The organism is Catelliglobosispora koreensis DSM 44566, from assembly GCF_000379685.1.
GTDB classification, from domain to species: Bacteria; Actinomycetota; Actinomycetes; order Mycobacteriales; family Micromonosporaceae; genus Catelliglobosispora; species Catelliglobosispora koreensis.
Genome location: NZ_KB903261.1, coordinates 301,721 through 315,991, shown reverse-complemented (window position 1 = coordinate 315,991; position 14,271 = coordinate 301,721). Strand labels below are relative to the sequence as shown.

Below are 14,271 nucleotides of genomic sequence, written 5' to 3'. Positions count from 1 at the left end.
GCTCTCTCAATGCTCGGGAGGCTCGTTCAAGATGTCAAGAAGGTCGATGCGTCAGTTCTGCTTGATGCGGTTCGTCAGCTCAGCGATCTGGTTGTAGAGCGAACGCCGCTCGGCCATCTGCTGACGGATCTTGCGGTCGGCGTGCATGACGGTGGTGTGGTCACGCCCCCCGAACGCCTGGCCGATGCGCGGCAGGGACAGGTCGGTCAGTTCACGGCACAGGTACATAGCGACCTGACGGGCGTTCACCAAGACCCGTGAACGGGAGTGGCCACGCAGGTCTTCCAGCGAGACGCCGAAGTAGTCCGAAGTGGACATCATGATCTGGTCAGCCGTGATCTCCGGTGCCGCGTCATCGGGGATGAAGTCGCGCAGCACCTCCTCCGCGATCGGCAGCGTGACGGCTGACCGCGAAAGGTTGGCATAAGCGGTGACGCGGATCAGGGCGCCCTCGAGTTCACGGATCGAGTTCGAGACGCGCGAGGCGATGAACTCCAGCACCTCGCCCGGGGCGTGCAACCGCTCCTGCGCCGCCTTCTTCTGCAGAATGGCGATGCGCGTCTCCAGATCCGGCGGCTGAATGTCAGCCAGCAGGCCCCACTCGAACCGGGTGCGCAGCCGGTCTTCCAACGTCGCCAGCGCTTTAGGGCTGCGGTCGGAGGTAATCACGATCTGCTTGTTGGCGTTGTGCAGCGTGTTGAACGTGTGGAAGAACTCCTCCTGGGTCCGTTCCTTCTTTTCCAGGAACTGGATGTCGTCGATCAGGAGGATGTCGACTTCACGGTGCCGCCGCTGGAAGTCGTGCCCACGGTTGTCGCGCAGCGAGTTGATGTAGTCGTTGGTGAATTCCTCTGTGGACACATAGCGAACCGTGCGCGCGTGCCCGAGCTCCTTGGCGTAGTGCCCGATCGCGTGCAGCAAGTGCGTCTTGCCCAGCCCAGAACCGCCGTAGATGAACAGCGGGTTGTAGGCCTTGGCTGGCGACTCGGCGACGGCGACCGCGGCGGCGTGTGCGAAGCGGTTCGAGGATCCAATGACGAAGGTCTCGAAGCGGTACTTGTGGCTGAGCTTGCTCGGGCTCGGCTCCGGCGTTGGCCCCAGATTAGGACGGCCCAGTGGGCTCGGGATCGGGTTGGGTGGCGCTTCGAGGACCGGCGCCGGCGCTTCTTTTCTTTCCACCGGGCGGGGCGAGGGCACCGAGAACAGCGCACCCTCGTCTTCATCCAAAGACATGTGATGCTGCGAGTACGCCGTGAGCCCGGACGAGGTCATAGGAGCCGGTGTGGCCGATGCTGGGGCCGGAGCCAGTGGCGGCGTGTCCTCCGCAGGGCGGACGGTCGCGACGACCTGAAGAGAGCGGCCAAGCACGCGAGACAGAGCTTCGGTAATAGCGGGACGGAGCCGCTGCTCGATGATTTCGCGGACCTGTGGATTGGGGACACTCAGCAGCGCGGTGTCCTCCACGATCGCACGCAGCCGGGTCAGGCGAAGGTAAGCGCGTTGTTGCTGGGAAACGATCTCGTCATGCAGCTCGTCTGTGGCGGCCTGCCAGACGGCTTCGAGGTCGTTCACGATCTTCCCCGCCCTTCAGTGCGGTCGGCTCCGAGCTATCACGATGTGTTCACTGTCCGTGGCTAGCGGAGATCCCATCACCGGGTCAAACCCGGATTCCACAAAGTTCTCCACAGGTTATCCACAGGCCATGACCGCGGCCCGGAGAGACGCCCATCCCGCAATTTGGCGCGTGCCCACCTTCGTTGTGCCAACGAGCCATATGCCGCTGCGGTTTTGCCGCAGCACCAATTAACAGTGACGGTTTTCCGCTTGTGCCACTATCGACTGGAGTCCCCCACAGATCCGGCACCTGGGCACGTTAACAGGGTTATCCACAGGCGTCCACAGTTGTCCACAGGGTAACGCTGTGTGTTCGCAGCGCAGTTACCACCCCCGCGTTTTGGCGGTATATCGAGGTGGCGTGTAGGCTGGACCGGTTGCGCCGCCCGCTTCGCGGTCGCGGCTGCACCGAGAGCGAAGATATCAAGCCCCAGGAGACCTGACGTGAGCAAGCGCACCTACCAGCCGAACAACCGCCGGCGCGCGAAGACCCACGGCTTCCGGCTGCGCATGCGCACCCGTGCCGGCCGCGCTGTCCTCTCGGCGCGCCGTGGCAAGGGCCGCGCCCGCCTGGCGGTCTAAATCCCCAAGGAACCCACATGCTGCCTGCGGCGCACCGGCTCCGGCGAAGCAGTGACTTCGCCAGCACTGTGCGCGGCGGCCGGAGAGCCAGCCGGGGCAGCGTCGTGGTGCACGTCACGAAACCCGCTAACGTCAGCGATGAGCCGGCGAAAGCGGGTTTCGTCGTATCCAAAGCCGTGGGCGGAGCCGTCGTGCGCAACAAAGTGAAGCGCCGTTTGCGTCATCTGGTCGCCGAGCGCATCGGTGACCTTCCGCTCGGCTGTCAGCTCGTGGTTCGGGCGCTTCCGACAGCCGGGCTCACGGCGTACCAGCAAATGGGTTTAGATCTTGATGCGGCGCTGGCGCAGGCCCTGCGGCCGAAAGCAGCGAAATGAGCGAAGTGCAACGCCCCACGACATGGGCCGGTCGCGTGCTGGCTCTTCCTATCATCGCGTACCGTCGTTGGGTAAGCCCGGGCCTTCCGGCCCGCTGCCGGTTTCACCCGACCTGCAGCGCCTATGCGCTGGAGGCGATAGCCCGCCATGGTGCGCTTAAGGGAAGCTGGCTCGCGGTCCGGCGGATCGGGCGCTGCCACCCCTTCCATCCGGGCGGATACGACCCCGTGCCGCCCGGCCGGACTGAAGCGACTGGAGCAAGATCCTAATGGATTGGCTGATGGGGCCGATTTACACCGGCATATCGTGGATCCTTCGGGCCTGGCATTCCCTCTGGGACAAGATTGGCCTGGATGGTCTGTGGCTCGGCACGACCTGGGACTGGATCCTGGCGATCGTGTTCCTGGTGCTCACGGTCCGGGTCATTATCTTCCCCTTGTTTGTTAAGCAGATCCGCTCGCAGCGGGCGATGCAGGCCCTGCAGCCACAGCTCAAGGCGCTTCAGGAGAAGCACAAGGGCGATCGCGAGACGCTTCAGCGCGAGATGATGGAGCTCTACCGGCGCGAGAAGGCCAACCCCTTGATGGGCTGCCTCCCGCTGCTGCTCCAGATGCCGATCTTCTTCGGTGTGTTCCACATCGTTAAGCGGATGACCCCCGCCAACCTTGGCCTCGCCGACGCCGACAAGATGCTGTATGGCTGGCCTGTTAGCCAGTTCAACAGCGCCGCTGACGCCAAGCTGTTCGGTGTTTCCATCGGTGCGACCTTTACCGGCTACGGCACCGGGGCGATGATTCTGTGTGGCGTGCTCGGCGTGGTCATGATCGCGACGACGTATATGACCAGCCGCCAGATGATCCTCAAGACCGGCTGGTCCGAAGACCCGCAACAGCGCATGCTGCAAAAGATCATGCTGTACGGCATCCCCGCCACACTGATCGTTTCAGCGGTGGCCTTCCCCCTCGGTCTGATCATCTACTGGACCACCTCCAACCTGTTCTCGCTTGGGCAGCAGATGTGGGTGCTGAAGAAGTACCCGCCGCCGAAGGTGGCTGGCGCCAAGGCTGAGCCGAAGCCGGTCGACCCCGAGCTCGCCAAGGCGCTCGCGCCGAAGGTCGGTGCCAAGCCTGCCAACCCCAAGCGCAAGACCGTGAAGAAGAACGTCGGCTGACGTTCCCCATCGCACCACCACTATCGGAGTAGAACGTGACCGAACAGACCGAGCGCCTCGACATCGAAGAACTCGACGACACCGTCGATGCGGCAGACGTCGAAGAAGCGCAGGATGTCGAAGCGCAGGACGCTGAAGAGTCCTCGGATTCCGAGGAGTCCGAAGAGGACGCTCCAAAGCGGAAGGCGCTTAGCGATGCCGACCTGTTCCGGCAGAGCGAGGTCGCCGCTGACTACATCGAGGGCCTGCTCGACATCCTGGATGCCGACGGCGACATCGATGAGCTTGTCTCCAATGGCCGCCCGGTGGTCGAGGTTGTTGGCGCCAAGCTGCAATCGCTGATCGGCCAGCGGGGTGCCACTCTCGAAGCCCTTCAGGAGCTGACCCGTCTCGCGATCTTCAAGCAGACGGGTGAGCCCAGCAGGCTGCTGCTCGACGTTGGCGGCTACCGCGACCAGCGCCGTAAGGAACTCGGCCTGGTGGCACAGAAGGCTGTTGAGAAGGTGAAGCAGAACGGCGAAGCGGTTCGGCTGGAACCGATGTCGGCGTTCGAGCGCAAATGCGTCCACGACGTCGTGAATGCCAGCTACGGCGTCGCTAGCGAGTCCGAGGGCGTCGAGCCTAACCGCCGGATTGTGGTCCGGCCTGCTTGATGGACTCTGTGCCCGCTGAATTCCGGCACGCGGCCGAGACGGTTTTTGGTGATCGTCTCGGCCTTGCCGTTTCCTACGCCTCCCTTTTGGAAACCGAAGGTGTCGTACGAGGGCTCATTGGCCCCCGCGAAGCGCCGCGACTCTGGGAACGGCATCTCCTCAACTGTGCCGTGGTTTCTGAACTCATTTTTCCGTCCGCCACGGTGATCGATGTGGGGTCCGGCGCTGGTCTGCCAGGTATCGTGCTGGCTGTGGCGAGACCGGATATTTCGGTCATTCTGGTCGAGCCATTGGCACGGCGTACCGCGTTCCTGGACGAGGCGGTGTCGGCGCTGGGGCTGTCCAGTCAGGTTGAGGTCAAACGAGGTCGCGCGGAAGAGTTCGTCGGGCGGCTATACGCAGACTTTGTTACCGCGCGAGCGGTCGCTCCTCTTGACCGGCTGGCGGGCTGGTGTCTTCCGCTCGCTCAAACCGGTGGCCGAATGCTGGCGATGAAGGGTGCCTCCGCGGCGGAAGAGATCGACACACATCGAGCGGTGCTCACTCGGCTCGGTGGTGGCGAACCAGTCATCCGGCATTGCGGGTCAGGTCTCATTGACCCGCCGGCCACGGTCGTCGAGGTCGTTCGGACTCGGGACGCAGTGCCGCAAAGCCGAGGGCGGCGCAAGCGGTAAATCGCAGATCTCCGTCCTCAATGGACGGGGGAACGGATGCTTGGATGGCCAGACCAAGCCGATCAGGTGAAGTACGGCGGCCGCTTAAATCTTGTGCCTGGGTTGATGCTTTTCGTCCCAGTGGTTCGTGTTATCAATTCGTCGGGCGCTGGCGAGTGCCGCCCGGTTTCCGTAGGCTGGCCAAGCGCCGATATCTTATTCACGCAAGCATCCGTCGCGACGTCTGCGACGGGTCATCCGATCGGCGCAACCATCCGATCCAATGCGGGCAGGGATGTGACGGTGCACGACTACGGCATGAGTGTTTATGGCAATGCCTCACGGTCCTTTGTGGGCACCGCGAGGCCATACAGCGTTGTTTCACGTGAAACATTTGCGGTGGGCTTCCAGTCCCCTGTCCCGCAACCGGACGCGACAGGCTACCGCCTGGAGGCGTCGGCCGGTGGGGGTATGCCCTCTGCGGAATTCATCCCTCCAGTACAACCGGGCGTCACTGGCTTCCAGCCAGACGCTGCGTCAAATAGGCCTCCCTCCCCCCGCCCTCAACCGGGATTAGCCGGAGCCGAAGGTGGTGCGGAGGCGGCATCAGAGAGTTACTCGGAGGACCCACCGTTGGCTATGGAAGCAATGCGCGCCGTGCAAATCTTGAACCCGAGCGGCGAGGTGACCATGCCACGCCCGGGTCGGCCGCGCGTTATGTGCGTGGCGAATCAGAAAGGTGGCGTGGGTAAGACCACCACCACCGTCAACCTCGCCGTAGCCCTCGCGCTCCATGGGAACCGGGTGCTCGTCATCGACCTCGACCCGCAGGGCAACGCGTCCACGGGACTCAACGTGCCGCACCACGCCGGCGTGCCAGACGTCTACGACTGTCTCATCGACAACGTGCCCCTGGCCGACGTCGCGCAACTGGTGGAAGGCATCCCGAACCTCCACTGTGTACCGGCGACGATCGACCTTGCCGGTGCCGAGATCGAGCTCGTGTCCGTGGTCGCCCGTGAGTCACGGCTGTCTCGTGCCATCAACGGCTACCCCGGCGAATACGACTACGTCTTCATCGACTGCCCACCGTCGCTCGGTCTGCTGACCGTTAACGCTCTGGTTGCGGCGCAAGAGGTTCTCATCCCGATCCAGTGCGAGTACTACGCACTTGAAGGTCTGAACCAGCTGCTGAATAACATCAACCTGGTTAAGGCACACCTGAACCCGGACCTGGACGTGTCCACGATTCTGCTCACCATGTACGACCGCCGTACCCGGCTGGCCGACGCTGTCGAGCAAGACGTGCGCAACCACTTCGGCGAGAAGGTATTGACGTCTGTCATTCCCCGGAATGTCCGTGTGTCGGAGGCTCCGAGCTACGGCCAATCCGTGATGACTTACGATCCAGGTTCGCGTGGTGCCACGAGCTACTTCGAGGCCGCGCAAGAGATCGCAGAACGTGGCGCAAAGATTGGGGTGCGGGCATGAGTGCTGCTGCCGGCAAGACGAAGGGTGGGCTTGGCCGGGGACTCGGAGCGCTGATTCCGACCGGTCCGGCTCCTGCGTCTGCGCCCGCCCCTGCGGCCCCAGCGACGGTGGAGACCACTTCCCCATCGGTGCCCGCCCAGCCGGCTCCGGCTGCCGCGGCTGTCGCGCCGCAGAATCCCAACGAGCTGTTCCCCGTTCCTGGGGCCAGGTTCGCTGAGATCCCGGTCGGCTCGATCGTCCCCAACCCGAAGCAGCCGCGGTCCGTCTTTGACGACGAGATGCTTGAGGAACTGAAGATCTCCATTCAGGAGGTCGGCTTCCTCCAGCCGATCGTGGTTCGCGAGATGAGTGCGGACAAGTACGAACTCGTCATGGGTGAGCGCCGCTGGCGGGCCGCTCAGGCGATCGGCCGTGAGCACATCCCGGCCATCATCCGGGACACCCGCGACGACGCGATGCTGCGGGACGCCCTGCTGGAAAACATCCACCGCGCTCAGCTGAACCCGCTCGAAGAGGCAGCCGCCTATCAGCAGCTACTCGAGGAGTTCGGGGCGACGCACGACGAGTTGGCGCGCAAGATTGGCCGCAGCCGTCCGCAGATCTCCAACACCATTCGGCTCCTGAACCTCCCGGCTCAGGTGCAGCGCCGGGTTGCCGCCGGAGTCCTGTCAGCAGGTCACGCACGCGCGCTGCTGAGCCTCGACGAACCCGAGGCGCAGGAGCAGCTCGCGACCCGGATCGTCGCGGAAGGACTGTCCGTCCGCGCGACTGAGGAAATGGTGACGCTGGCTCTGGCTGGCGACACCGTGAAGCCTACCGCCGCCAAGCGCCGGGCCAAGCCGCACGCTCCGGCACTATCCGATTTGGCCGACCGGTTGTCCGACCGCTTCGACACCCGCGTAAAGGTCGACATCGGACGCAGCAAGGGCAAGATAACGATCGAGTTCGCCACGGTCGACGACCTAGAGCGGATCGTCGGGATCATCGGGGTGGAGAAGCAATAATTCGATGTTTCACGTGAAACGTAGGCACTAGCCTGTAGCGCGTGAACTTCACCAAACTGAAGCCCGGAGACCGAGTCGCGATTCTCTCGCTCTCCGGCGGGTTGCCGGAAGTCCTTCCACTGCCGTTTGAGCTAGGCCTCAAGCGATTGCGGGAGGACTTCAGTCTTATCCCGGTGGAGTACCCAACGACTCGGGTGTTGCGATCTTCGCCCGCTGACCGCGCGGCGGACCTGCATGCCGCGTTCGCTGACCCTTCCGTGCGGGCTGTGATGGCGACCATCGGTGGGTCAGATCAGCTGACAGTGCTCCCCCACTTGGATGCCGAACTACTGAGGGCTAATCCCAAGCCCTTCTTCGGAATGAGCGACAACACCAACTTGCTGGCATACCTGGCGTCGATTGGTGTGGGCGGCTACCACGGCGGATCGGTGATGGTCCACCTTGGACGGCCCGGCGGACTCCATCCGCAGTCGACCGAATCCCTGCGGGCAGCCTTGTTCGACTCTGGTCCCTACGAGCTGACTCCAGCTACCCGCTTCACCGACCTCGACGGTGACTGGACAACTCCCTCGGCTTTTGAAACCGAGGTCGAGTCATTTCCAGGGGATGGCTGGGTTTGGCACAACGCTGAGTCCGTTGCCTCCGGGCCATCGTGGGGTGGCTGCGTAGAAGTGCTCGCCTGGCTCTTGATGGCGAACCGCTGTATACCGTCGTCCTTGGATGGTGCGGTGCTCATGCTGGAGACCTCCGAGGAGATGCCGCGGCACAAGGACGTCTACACGATCCTGCGGAGCATGGGCGAACGCGGATTGCTGGCAGGAGTTGCCGGGGTCATGGTCGCCCGGCCGAAGACCTCGAACTTGACGTTCCGTGCATCAGAGGCGTCTCGCCGGTCGTACGTGGAGGATCAGCGGGCGGCGGTGTCGCGTGCGCTGACGGAATACTGCCCGTCGGCCGTGGTGGTGTTCAACGTGGACTTCGGTCATACGGACCCGCAGCTGATCCTCCCCTACGGCGGAAACGTGACCCTCGACGGACCGTCGCAGCGGATCGTGGTCTCTTACTGATGCTCGCTACCGCACTCCCCCAAGTGGTGCTGCGGCCTCTGACGGTTTCGGATGCACACGCCTATCACGACTTGCTGACGTCGAACCGTGGTCACCTGACACGGCACGGGAACTTCGTGGAGGAGACAGCCTGGAGTCTCGAAACGGTCCGCTCCTCCCTGGCATCTTGCCCTAATCACGCCTTCGGTATCTGGCGCCTTGGCGTTCTGCTGGGGGCGCGTGGACCTGGTGCCGGTGGAGCCGCCGAAGTACGGGCTGGGTTACTTGCTGGCCTCTTCTGCGACTGGGCAGGGAGTCGCGACGGAGTCCGTTCGGGCTGTGGTGGCCTGGGCTCGGGACGTCCTGTTGGCGGAAGCGGTGTTCGCCGGGGTGACGCACGGGAACTCCCCGAGCGTGGCCGTGCTGGAGCGGCTCGGGTTCTCGGCGGTCCAGGAGTTCGAGTCGTACACGCGGTTCCGCCTTTGTTTCACGTGAAACATCGCGCTCGTGGGCGGAACGCTTCGGCTGTCGGGGATCTTGGTGGCTATCCCTGGGCTCGAAGCGTTCTCTGAGGCCCGGCTTTCGGTCTGCGGCATGGTCGGCCGAATTCCCCTGAGCACACCCTCGACGCCGTAGCTTGGTGCTTGGTGCTTGGTGCTTGGTGCTTGGTGCTCGGTCGTTAGGGCGGTCTCGTCCTGCCCTCGTCTTCCCGGCGGCGGCGGTCGTCGCATGCTCCCCGTCTCTCGGCCCTCAGTGGACACCGAACCGGGGGTCCATTCCTCGTTATCGGCGAGTTCTGCCCGGGATTTCAATGTGGGCCGGGTGGTCTTGGCCTGTGCTTGGGGACCTCGGTCCCTGCTCCCTGGATTCACGATTCGGCGTAGTTCGAGAGCTGGCCTGCTCCTCCCCTGGCGATGCTCGTTCGGTGGTAGCCCAGGGCTTCGGCACGCTGGTGGTACCAGCGCCCAGTGCCAGGCCCATGCCTGGAACGGGGACCAGGCATAGGACTGGCGCCTGGACCAGCCGCCAGTTCGGCGCCAGGGTCATGGCCGAGCCGTCGAAGCGTGGCCTGGGCCTCCAATGCGAGCCCCCAGCGGTCGGCCGATGGTGCGCTCGTAAGGAGATTCGGGAGGACTGGAGGATCCCGCTCGGTTGATGCGTCCCGTCGCTAGAGGCCGGGAAACGATCGACGGGGAGACGCGACTAACGCCAGGAAGCCAATGAAGAAGAACAGCGAGCCGGGATAGATCTAAGCTCCGCGAGGAATCGCAGTGTGGGGTTCAGGCCCGATCGGCATGCCGATGTTTCACGTGAAACGTCGGCCCGGGCCGGAATCTCGGCTCGGGTTCAGGGGTCGTAATGCGCTACACGTTCACTCCCCCGGGATCGACATCCCGGTGTACGGGCATGGCGTTCATCGCAAGGATGTGGCGGCGATTAGCCGTTAGCTGCGACTGTTCAGGCTATGTCCCAGCAGCCCCAGTTCCAATGTTTCACGTGAAACATTGGAACTGGGGCTGGGAAAGACGACGGTCGGGAGCTGTCGAGCCCTGGGTGCAGATGCCCGAACAGGCGATCCGCGCCGGTTGCGGTGTGGGGCTTGAGTAGCGGCCAGAGGCACCGTTGGCGCGAACTGGCCTTCCCTGAGCTTGTCCTCGAAGTCCCCGATGGCCGGCAAGGGCAGCACCTGGCCGCCATTTTGCGGGTCTGATCTGGAGGCCACTGCGGCGACGATGCCAGCACGGGGCGAAGCCAAGATGTCAGAAATCGGGGAACCCTCCCCCGAGAGCAAGTCGTTGGCTCGCCGCAGGCGTCGGCGCCTAGTGTCTCGCACGTTCTTCGTGATCTGTCATTGGCCTGCCTCCGGGACCGCAGGGCGGGTCGTCCGGCTTACCGAAAGAGCGGCTTCCACCCGCAGTGGCGTAGCGCATCCCGCCTCCGGTTCGTGGATGGAGGAGCGCAGCCGACCTCATGGACTTCTCCTGGGGCCTCGGTTTCCGGGCTGGGTTCTGGTCGGTGTTCGCGGTGGGTCCGGCTCTCGATGCGGCTTTTCGATGCCAGGAAAGGAGGCTCCCGACGCCCGATTCGTCGGCGCCAGAACTTTCCGGAGGACGAATGGTGGTGCCTGGAAAGTTTGGCGGGCACGTTCCGGAGGTCCCAGCACGGAGGCGCTAGCCGAGGAGGGCGGGCTCCCACTCCCCCCGGTTGATTCGACAGGAGTGCGTCGGCGACGGCGATCGAGTCCCTTCTGCACCATCCAACGCGGACGATGCGCCTAAGGCCCACAGGCCCATGTGGCGACGCGATGATGCCCGGGCTGGACTGTGGCGTGCCGGGCCTCCTGCCCGTTCGTCAGCGACCCGCGGGTCTTACCTATGGGGCTAGATCGCTCGATGCTCTGCTCTGGAGCCGATGTTTCACGTGAAACATCGGCAGCGACGGCACAGGGCCCAGGAGTCGGCGCTCCCTTCGGACGCACTTCCCGCAGACTCTGTGCCTTCGGGCACTCGGATTTGGCGGCGAGAAATGACTCCAGACGCGAACGTTTGGCACTCCCTGCGGCGAACTAGGAGGCGCGGAAATGTCGGTGCCGGCGGATAGCCTTTCGGCCATGAATTCCACCTTGGACACCCGTGCCGTAGCGGCCGCCTACGTCGACGCATTGGAGGCACGAGATTGGGGACGGCTGACAGATCTGCTCGCCGAAGACGTCGTCTACGAGATGCCACAGACACGCGAACGGATCCGGGGCCGTGGCGCCTTGCTTCAATTCAACGTCGAGTATCCGGGCGACTGGCACCTGAGCGTTCGCCGTCTAGTGGCCGATGGCCCAACGGCCGCCGTCCTGATGGAAGCACGTGTGGATGGCGAAACTCAGGAAGCCTGCGTGTGGCTTGAACTGTCAGACCAGGGCCGGATAACGCGGATCGTGGACTACTGGCCCGAGCCATACGAGCCGCCGACAGGTAGGGAACATCTCGTCGAGCGGTGGTAACGGCGGCAGTCCGGCTTAGCTGTGAGCAGCGTGCGTTGCTGCCTTCCCTTTGCGAGGATCGCTAGATGGGGAAGGCAGCTTATGACGACATCGCCGACTGGTATGCCGAGTGGGTGACGGGCACCTCGGAGTACAACGACCTCGTGGGCTCGCTAACGATTGACCTTGTTGGCTCGCCGCCAGAGAAACCAGCCGTCGTGGCGGACATCGGTTGTGGCACCGGCGCTCGAACCGTTGTGCTTCAGGAGCTTGGATGGACACCGATTGGGTTCGACTTGTCTGCCGGTCAACTCAGGCACGCAGCTCGTCAGTTTCCTGTTGCGCAAGCCAATGCCACTGCCCTGCCACTGCAGTCGAGTTCGGTGTCTTTGGTGACCGCGGTCCTTTGCCATACGGATGTGCCGGACTACGCCGCCGTGGTGAGAGAAGCCGCTCGGGTGCTCAGGCCCGGCGGACGGATGGTCCACATTGGCGTCCACCCGTCGTTCGTCGGCGCCTTCGCTGATCGCTCCAACCCTGCCGAGGTTCTCGTAGACCACACCTACGACCGTCTGGGTAGGAGGTTCGATTCGTTCACTCCGCATGGCGTCCGGTCGAAAGTCGGGGCGTGGCATCTGCCCCTCGACTCCTTTCTCCACTGTTTCCTCGACGCAGGGCTGACCCTCACTCGAGTCCAGGAGTCCCGTCGACCCGACACCGTTCCGGATCTGCTCGGCATTGTCGCGCGCAAGTAATGGACCGATTTGATCTCGCGGTTTCACGTGAAACATTCGACATTACGTCCGCCCCGACAGCCCCGCCGTGAGGTGACGTCTCTTCGGACGAACTCCCGGCGCGGACCTACGAGACGTTCACAAGACAACTCCGCAGACAGTTGTCACGAGCGGACTGACTCCAGGAAACCTCGTAGCTCGGCTACCTCCACCCAGAGTTCTGGGGATCCGGTGTCGGACGACAGCTGGTAGGCGATTCTTGGCGGCGAAGGCCCACGACGGTAAAGCTGACCCGGTCGTCGGACGCACTCAAGCGACCCGGCTGCTTGGTGGGGGCACGGAGTCGGCAACGTTGCCCGCAGGGAGAGCACCGACAAGCTGCTATGACCGACAGGTTTACGTGGAGGCAACACAGCTAGCGACGCGATGCATCGCGCCGACCTGACGGCTGCAGCGCAGCGACTCCGCCAAGTCGAAACGGCGGCCGAAGATGGTGCTCTTCCACCTCTTTGATTTTGGATGGCCGACCTCAGGCCTGCACCCTCCCCCGCTCCCGGCGGGCGACGGCATTTACGCGTCAGCAAAGTCAGCAGAACCCAGCGAGCGCGATGGGCCGCTCGGCCGATCGGCATGCCAATGTCGTGAAAGCCAGGCGGCTACGCACCGCACGAGACCATGCGACTGGCCGCGGCGCTGTTGAGTAGTTCTCCGTGCCCATGCTTCGAGCGATGGCCGATGGGCGCGTTCTGATCCTCTGGGCACTGCAACGGGAACAGCGTGAATAGGCCACACCACGCGGGGGCGGAGCACGGCCACAGCCGGGCGGAACAGCAGGGCGCTAAAGAAGCCTCCTCAGCCTGTGGCGTCCGCATTGGAGGCGTCGGCTGTTGAGGCAGCCGGTAGCTCCCTTGCATTCGCTTCCGGCACGGCATGGCGGTTCGACACAGACACTCCGGGGCGAGCCCGGCGCCAATGAAGCGGGCACCTTCTGGCTCACCGACCTGATACGAGTCGAGCACCGGTCGACTCGCATCAGGTCGGCGATTGTTGTGGTGCGGCCACTTGCCACTCCCCCTGTGTCGGCGGCAGCCACTGCCAACTCCAAGCAAAAGATGGTGCGCCACCGTGCTGCGGTCGCTACCCAGCAATAGGCAGACATCTGGAAATCTGACCCCGGTGGCCATCATTCGCTGCCACCCACGCCGATTCGTCGCTGCGGCTACACGGATGGCGACGTGGCTTGTTTCGGCTGAGCGTGAATCGCAGGGCGAGGCAAGGCAGCAGGCTCCACTCGGTGGTCACGCCCAGGCAGTCGTGGTCGGCTACCAAAGTCGAGGATCTCCACTGCCGACAGACGCTTAGCTGATTGCTGTCGCAGACGGGACGACAACCAGGGTCGGCTTCGGGGGCTGAGCCTGGCGACCCATCTGACGAACACGCGGATCGCGGAGGCAAGGGTGGCAGCGCGAGAGGCTGAGCAACGGGGCCTTCGGTGGGTGTTCGGGCACCGTCCACGTGCCTCTACGATGGTCTGGTTCGGAGGCGTATTGCTGGCAGCACCGAGCGAGCCAGTTGCACCGGCACGCAGCCGACCCAGAATGTGCCTGCAGCAATGGCCTGTCTGCGGAGGTGATGCCCGACACCGCCGAGCGAGCTGGCTGCAGCCGATAACCTGTCCTGCCGCGATGGCCTGGCCGTGGAGAGATCGCGGGTGGCGCCTATCCGAGCCCCTGCCGCCGCAGCCCAGAACGTATTCGCAGGCGAACTGACTGGCTTCCCCAAGCAAGCTAGCCACTCGGAGAAAGCTGCCCTCAGCAAGAGAATCGAGTAAGTTAACTATATGGTGAGCTCGTGGCTGCTGAGTTCGTCGACACAGGGAGACGAGCAAGCCGTAGGGTCAATCGCTGGGGATCTCCGTCAGAGGCCACATTCGCTGACATGGGTCAGCTCGAGGTCGTCCTTGTCCAGTGCCCTG

General features: G+C 63.9%; 13 protein-coding genes. 12 read left to right on the top strand and 1 reads right to left on the bottom strand.

The window, feature by feature from the left end:
• Positions 1-51 precede the first annotated feature (51 nt).
• A complete protein-coding gene (dnaA, locus tag A3E1_RS0120735; protein ID WP_020522717.1) occupies positions 52-1,572 on the bottom strand; it encodes a chromosomal replication initiator protein DnaA in 1,521 nt (506 codons plus the stop codon).
• Positions 1,573-2,058: 486 nt separating this feature from the next.
• On the opposite strand from dnaA, the gene rpmH reads away from it, so the two are divergent.
• From rpmH to A3E1_RS0120680, 12 genes are all read left to right on the top strand, one after another.
• Complete coding sequence (rpmH, locus tag A3E1_RS0120730; RefSeq protein WP_020522716.1) at positions 2,059-2,196, top strand: 50S ribosomal protein L34; 138 nt, start codon at positions 2,059-2,061, stop codon at positions 2,194-2,196.
• 17 nt (positions 2,197-2,213) lie between these two features.
• Positions 2,214-2,570 (top strand): ribonuclease P protein component, encoded by a 357-nt coding sequence (rnpA, locus tag A3E1_RS0120725; protein WP_020522715.1) that lies wholly within the window; start codon positions 2,214-2,216, stop codon positions 2,568-2,570.
• 35 nt (positions 2,571-2,605) lie between these two features.
• Positions 2,606-2,839 carry a membrane protein insertion efficiency factor YidD gene (gene yidD, locus A3E1_RS46255; RefSeq protein WP_407637382.1) on the top strand — a complete coding sequence of 78 codons (234 nt, stop codon included), beginning with the start codon at positions 2,606-2,608 and terminating at the stop codon, positions 2,837-2,839.
• Positions 2,840-2,850: 11 nt separating this feature from the next.
• The gene (gene yidC / locus A3E1_RS0120720; RefSeq protein WP_020522714.1) at positions 2,851-3,741 is read left to right on the top strand and encodes a membrane protein insertase YidC; all 891 of its coding nucleotides are present in this window, start codon (positions 2,851-2,853) and stop codon (positions 3,739-3,741) included.
• Between the two features lie 35 nt (positions 3,742-3,776).
• Positions 3,777-4,394, top strand: coding sequence for a Jag family protein (locus A3E1_RS0120715; protein WP_020522713.1), 618 nt, complete (start codon positions 3,777-3,779; stop codon positions 4,392-4,394).
• Positions 4,394-5,068, top strand: a complete 675-nt coding sequence (gene rsmG / locus A3E1_RS0120710; protein ID WP_020522712.1) for a 16S rRNA (guanine(527)-N(7))-methyltransferase RsmG — start codon at positions 4,394-4,396, stop codon at positions 5,066-5,068. Before A3E1_RS0120715 ends, rsmG begins: the two co-directional genes overlap by 1 nt.
• A gap of 450 nt (positions 5,069-5,518) precedes the next feature.
• Entirely contained in the window at positions 5,519-6,538 is a 1,020-nt protein-coding gene (locus A3E1_RS0120705; protein ID WP_083929582.1) for a ParA family protein, read from the top strand.
• Positions 6,535-7,542, top strand: coding sequence for a ParB/RepB/Spo0J family partition protein (locus tag A3E1_RS0120700; protein ID WP_020522710.1), 1,008 nt, complete (start codon positions 6,535-6,537; stop codon positions 7,540-7,542). The genes A3E1_RS0120705 and A3E1_RS0120700 overlap by 4 nt, the downstream gene beginning before the upstream one ends.
• Positions 7,543-7,583: 41 nt before the next feature.
• Positions 7,584-8,609, top strand: coding sequence for a S66 family peptidase (locus A3E1_RS0120695; RefSeq protein WP_020522709.1), 1,026 nt, complete (start codon positions 7,584-7,586; stop codon positions 8,607-8,609).
• A 198-nt stretch (positions 8,610-8,807) separates the two neighbouring features.
• On the top strand, positions 8,808-9,083 hold the full coding sequence (locus A3E1_RS0120690; protein ID WP_407637379.1) for a GNAT family N-acetyltransferase: 276 nt from the start codon (positions 8,808-8,810) through the stop codon (positions 9,081-9,083).
• 2,116 nt (positions 9,084-11,199) lie between these two features.
• Entirely contained in the window at positions 11,200-11,583 is a 384-nt protein-coding gene (locus tag A3E1_RS0120685) for a nuclear transport factor 2 family protein (RefSeq protein ID WP_245571284.1), read from the top strand.
• Between the two features lie 65 nt (positions 11,584-11,648).
• Positions 11,649-12,317 carry a class I SAM-dependent methyltransferase gene (locus tag A3E1_RS0120680; protein WP_020522706.1) on the top strand — a complete coding sequence of 223 codons (669 nt, stop codon included), beginning with the start codon at positions 11,649-11,651 and terminating at the stop codon, positions 12,315-12,317.
• Positions 12,318-14,271 lie beyond the last annotated feature (1,954 nt).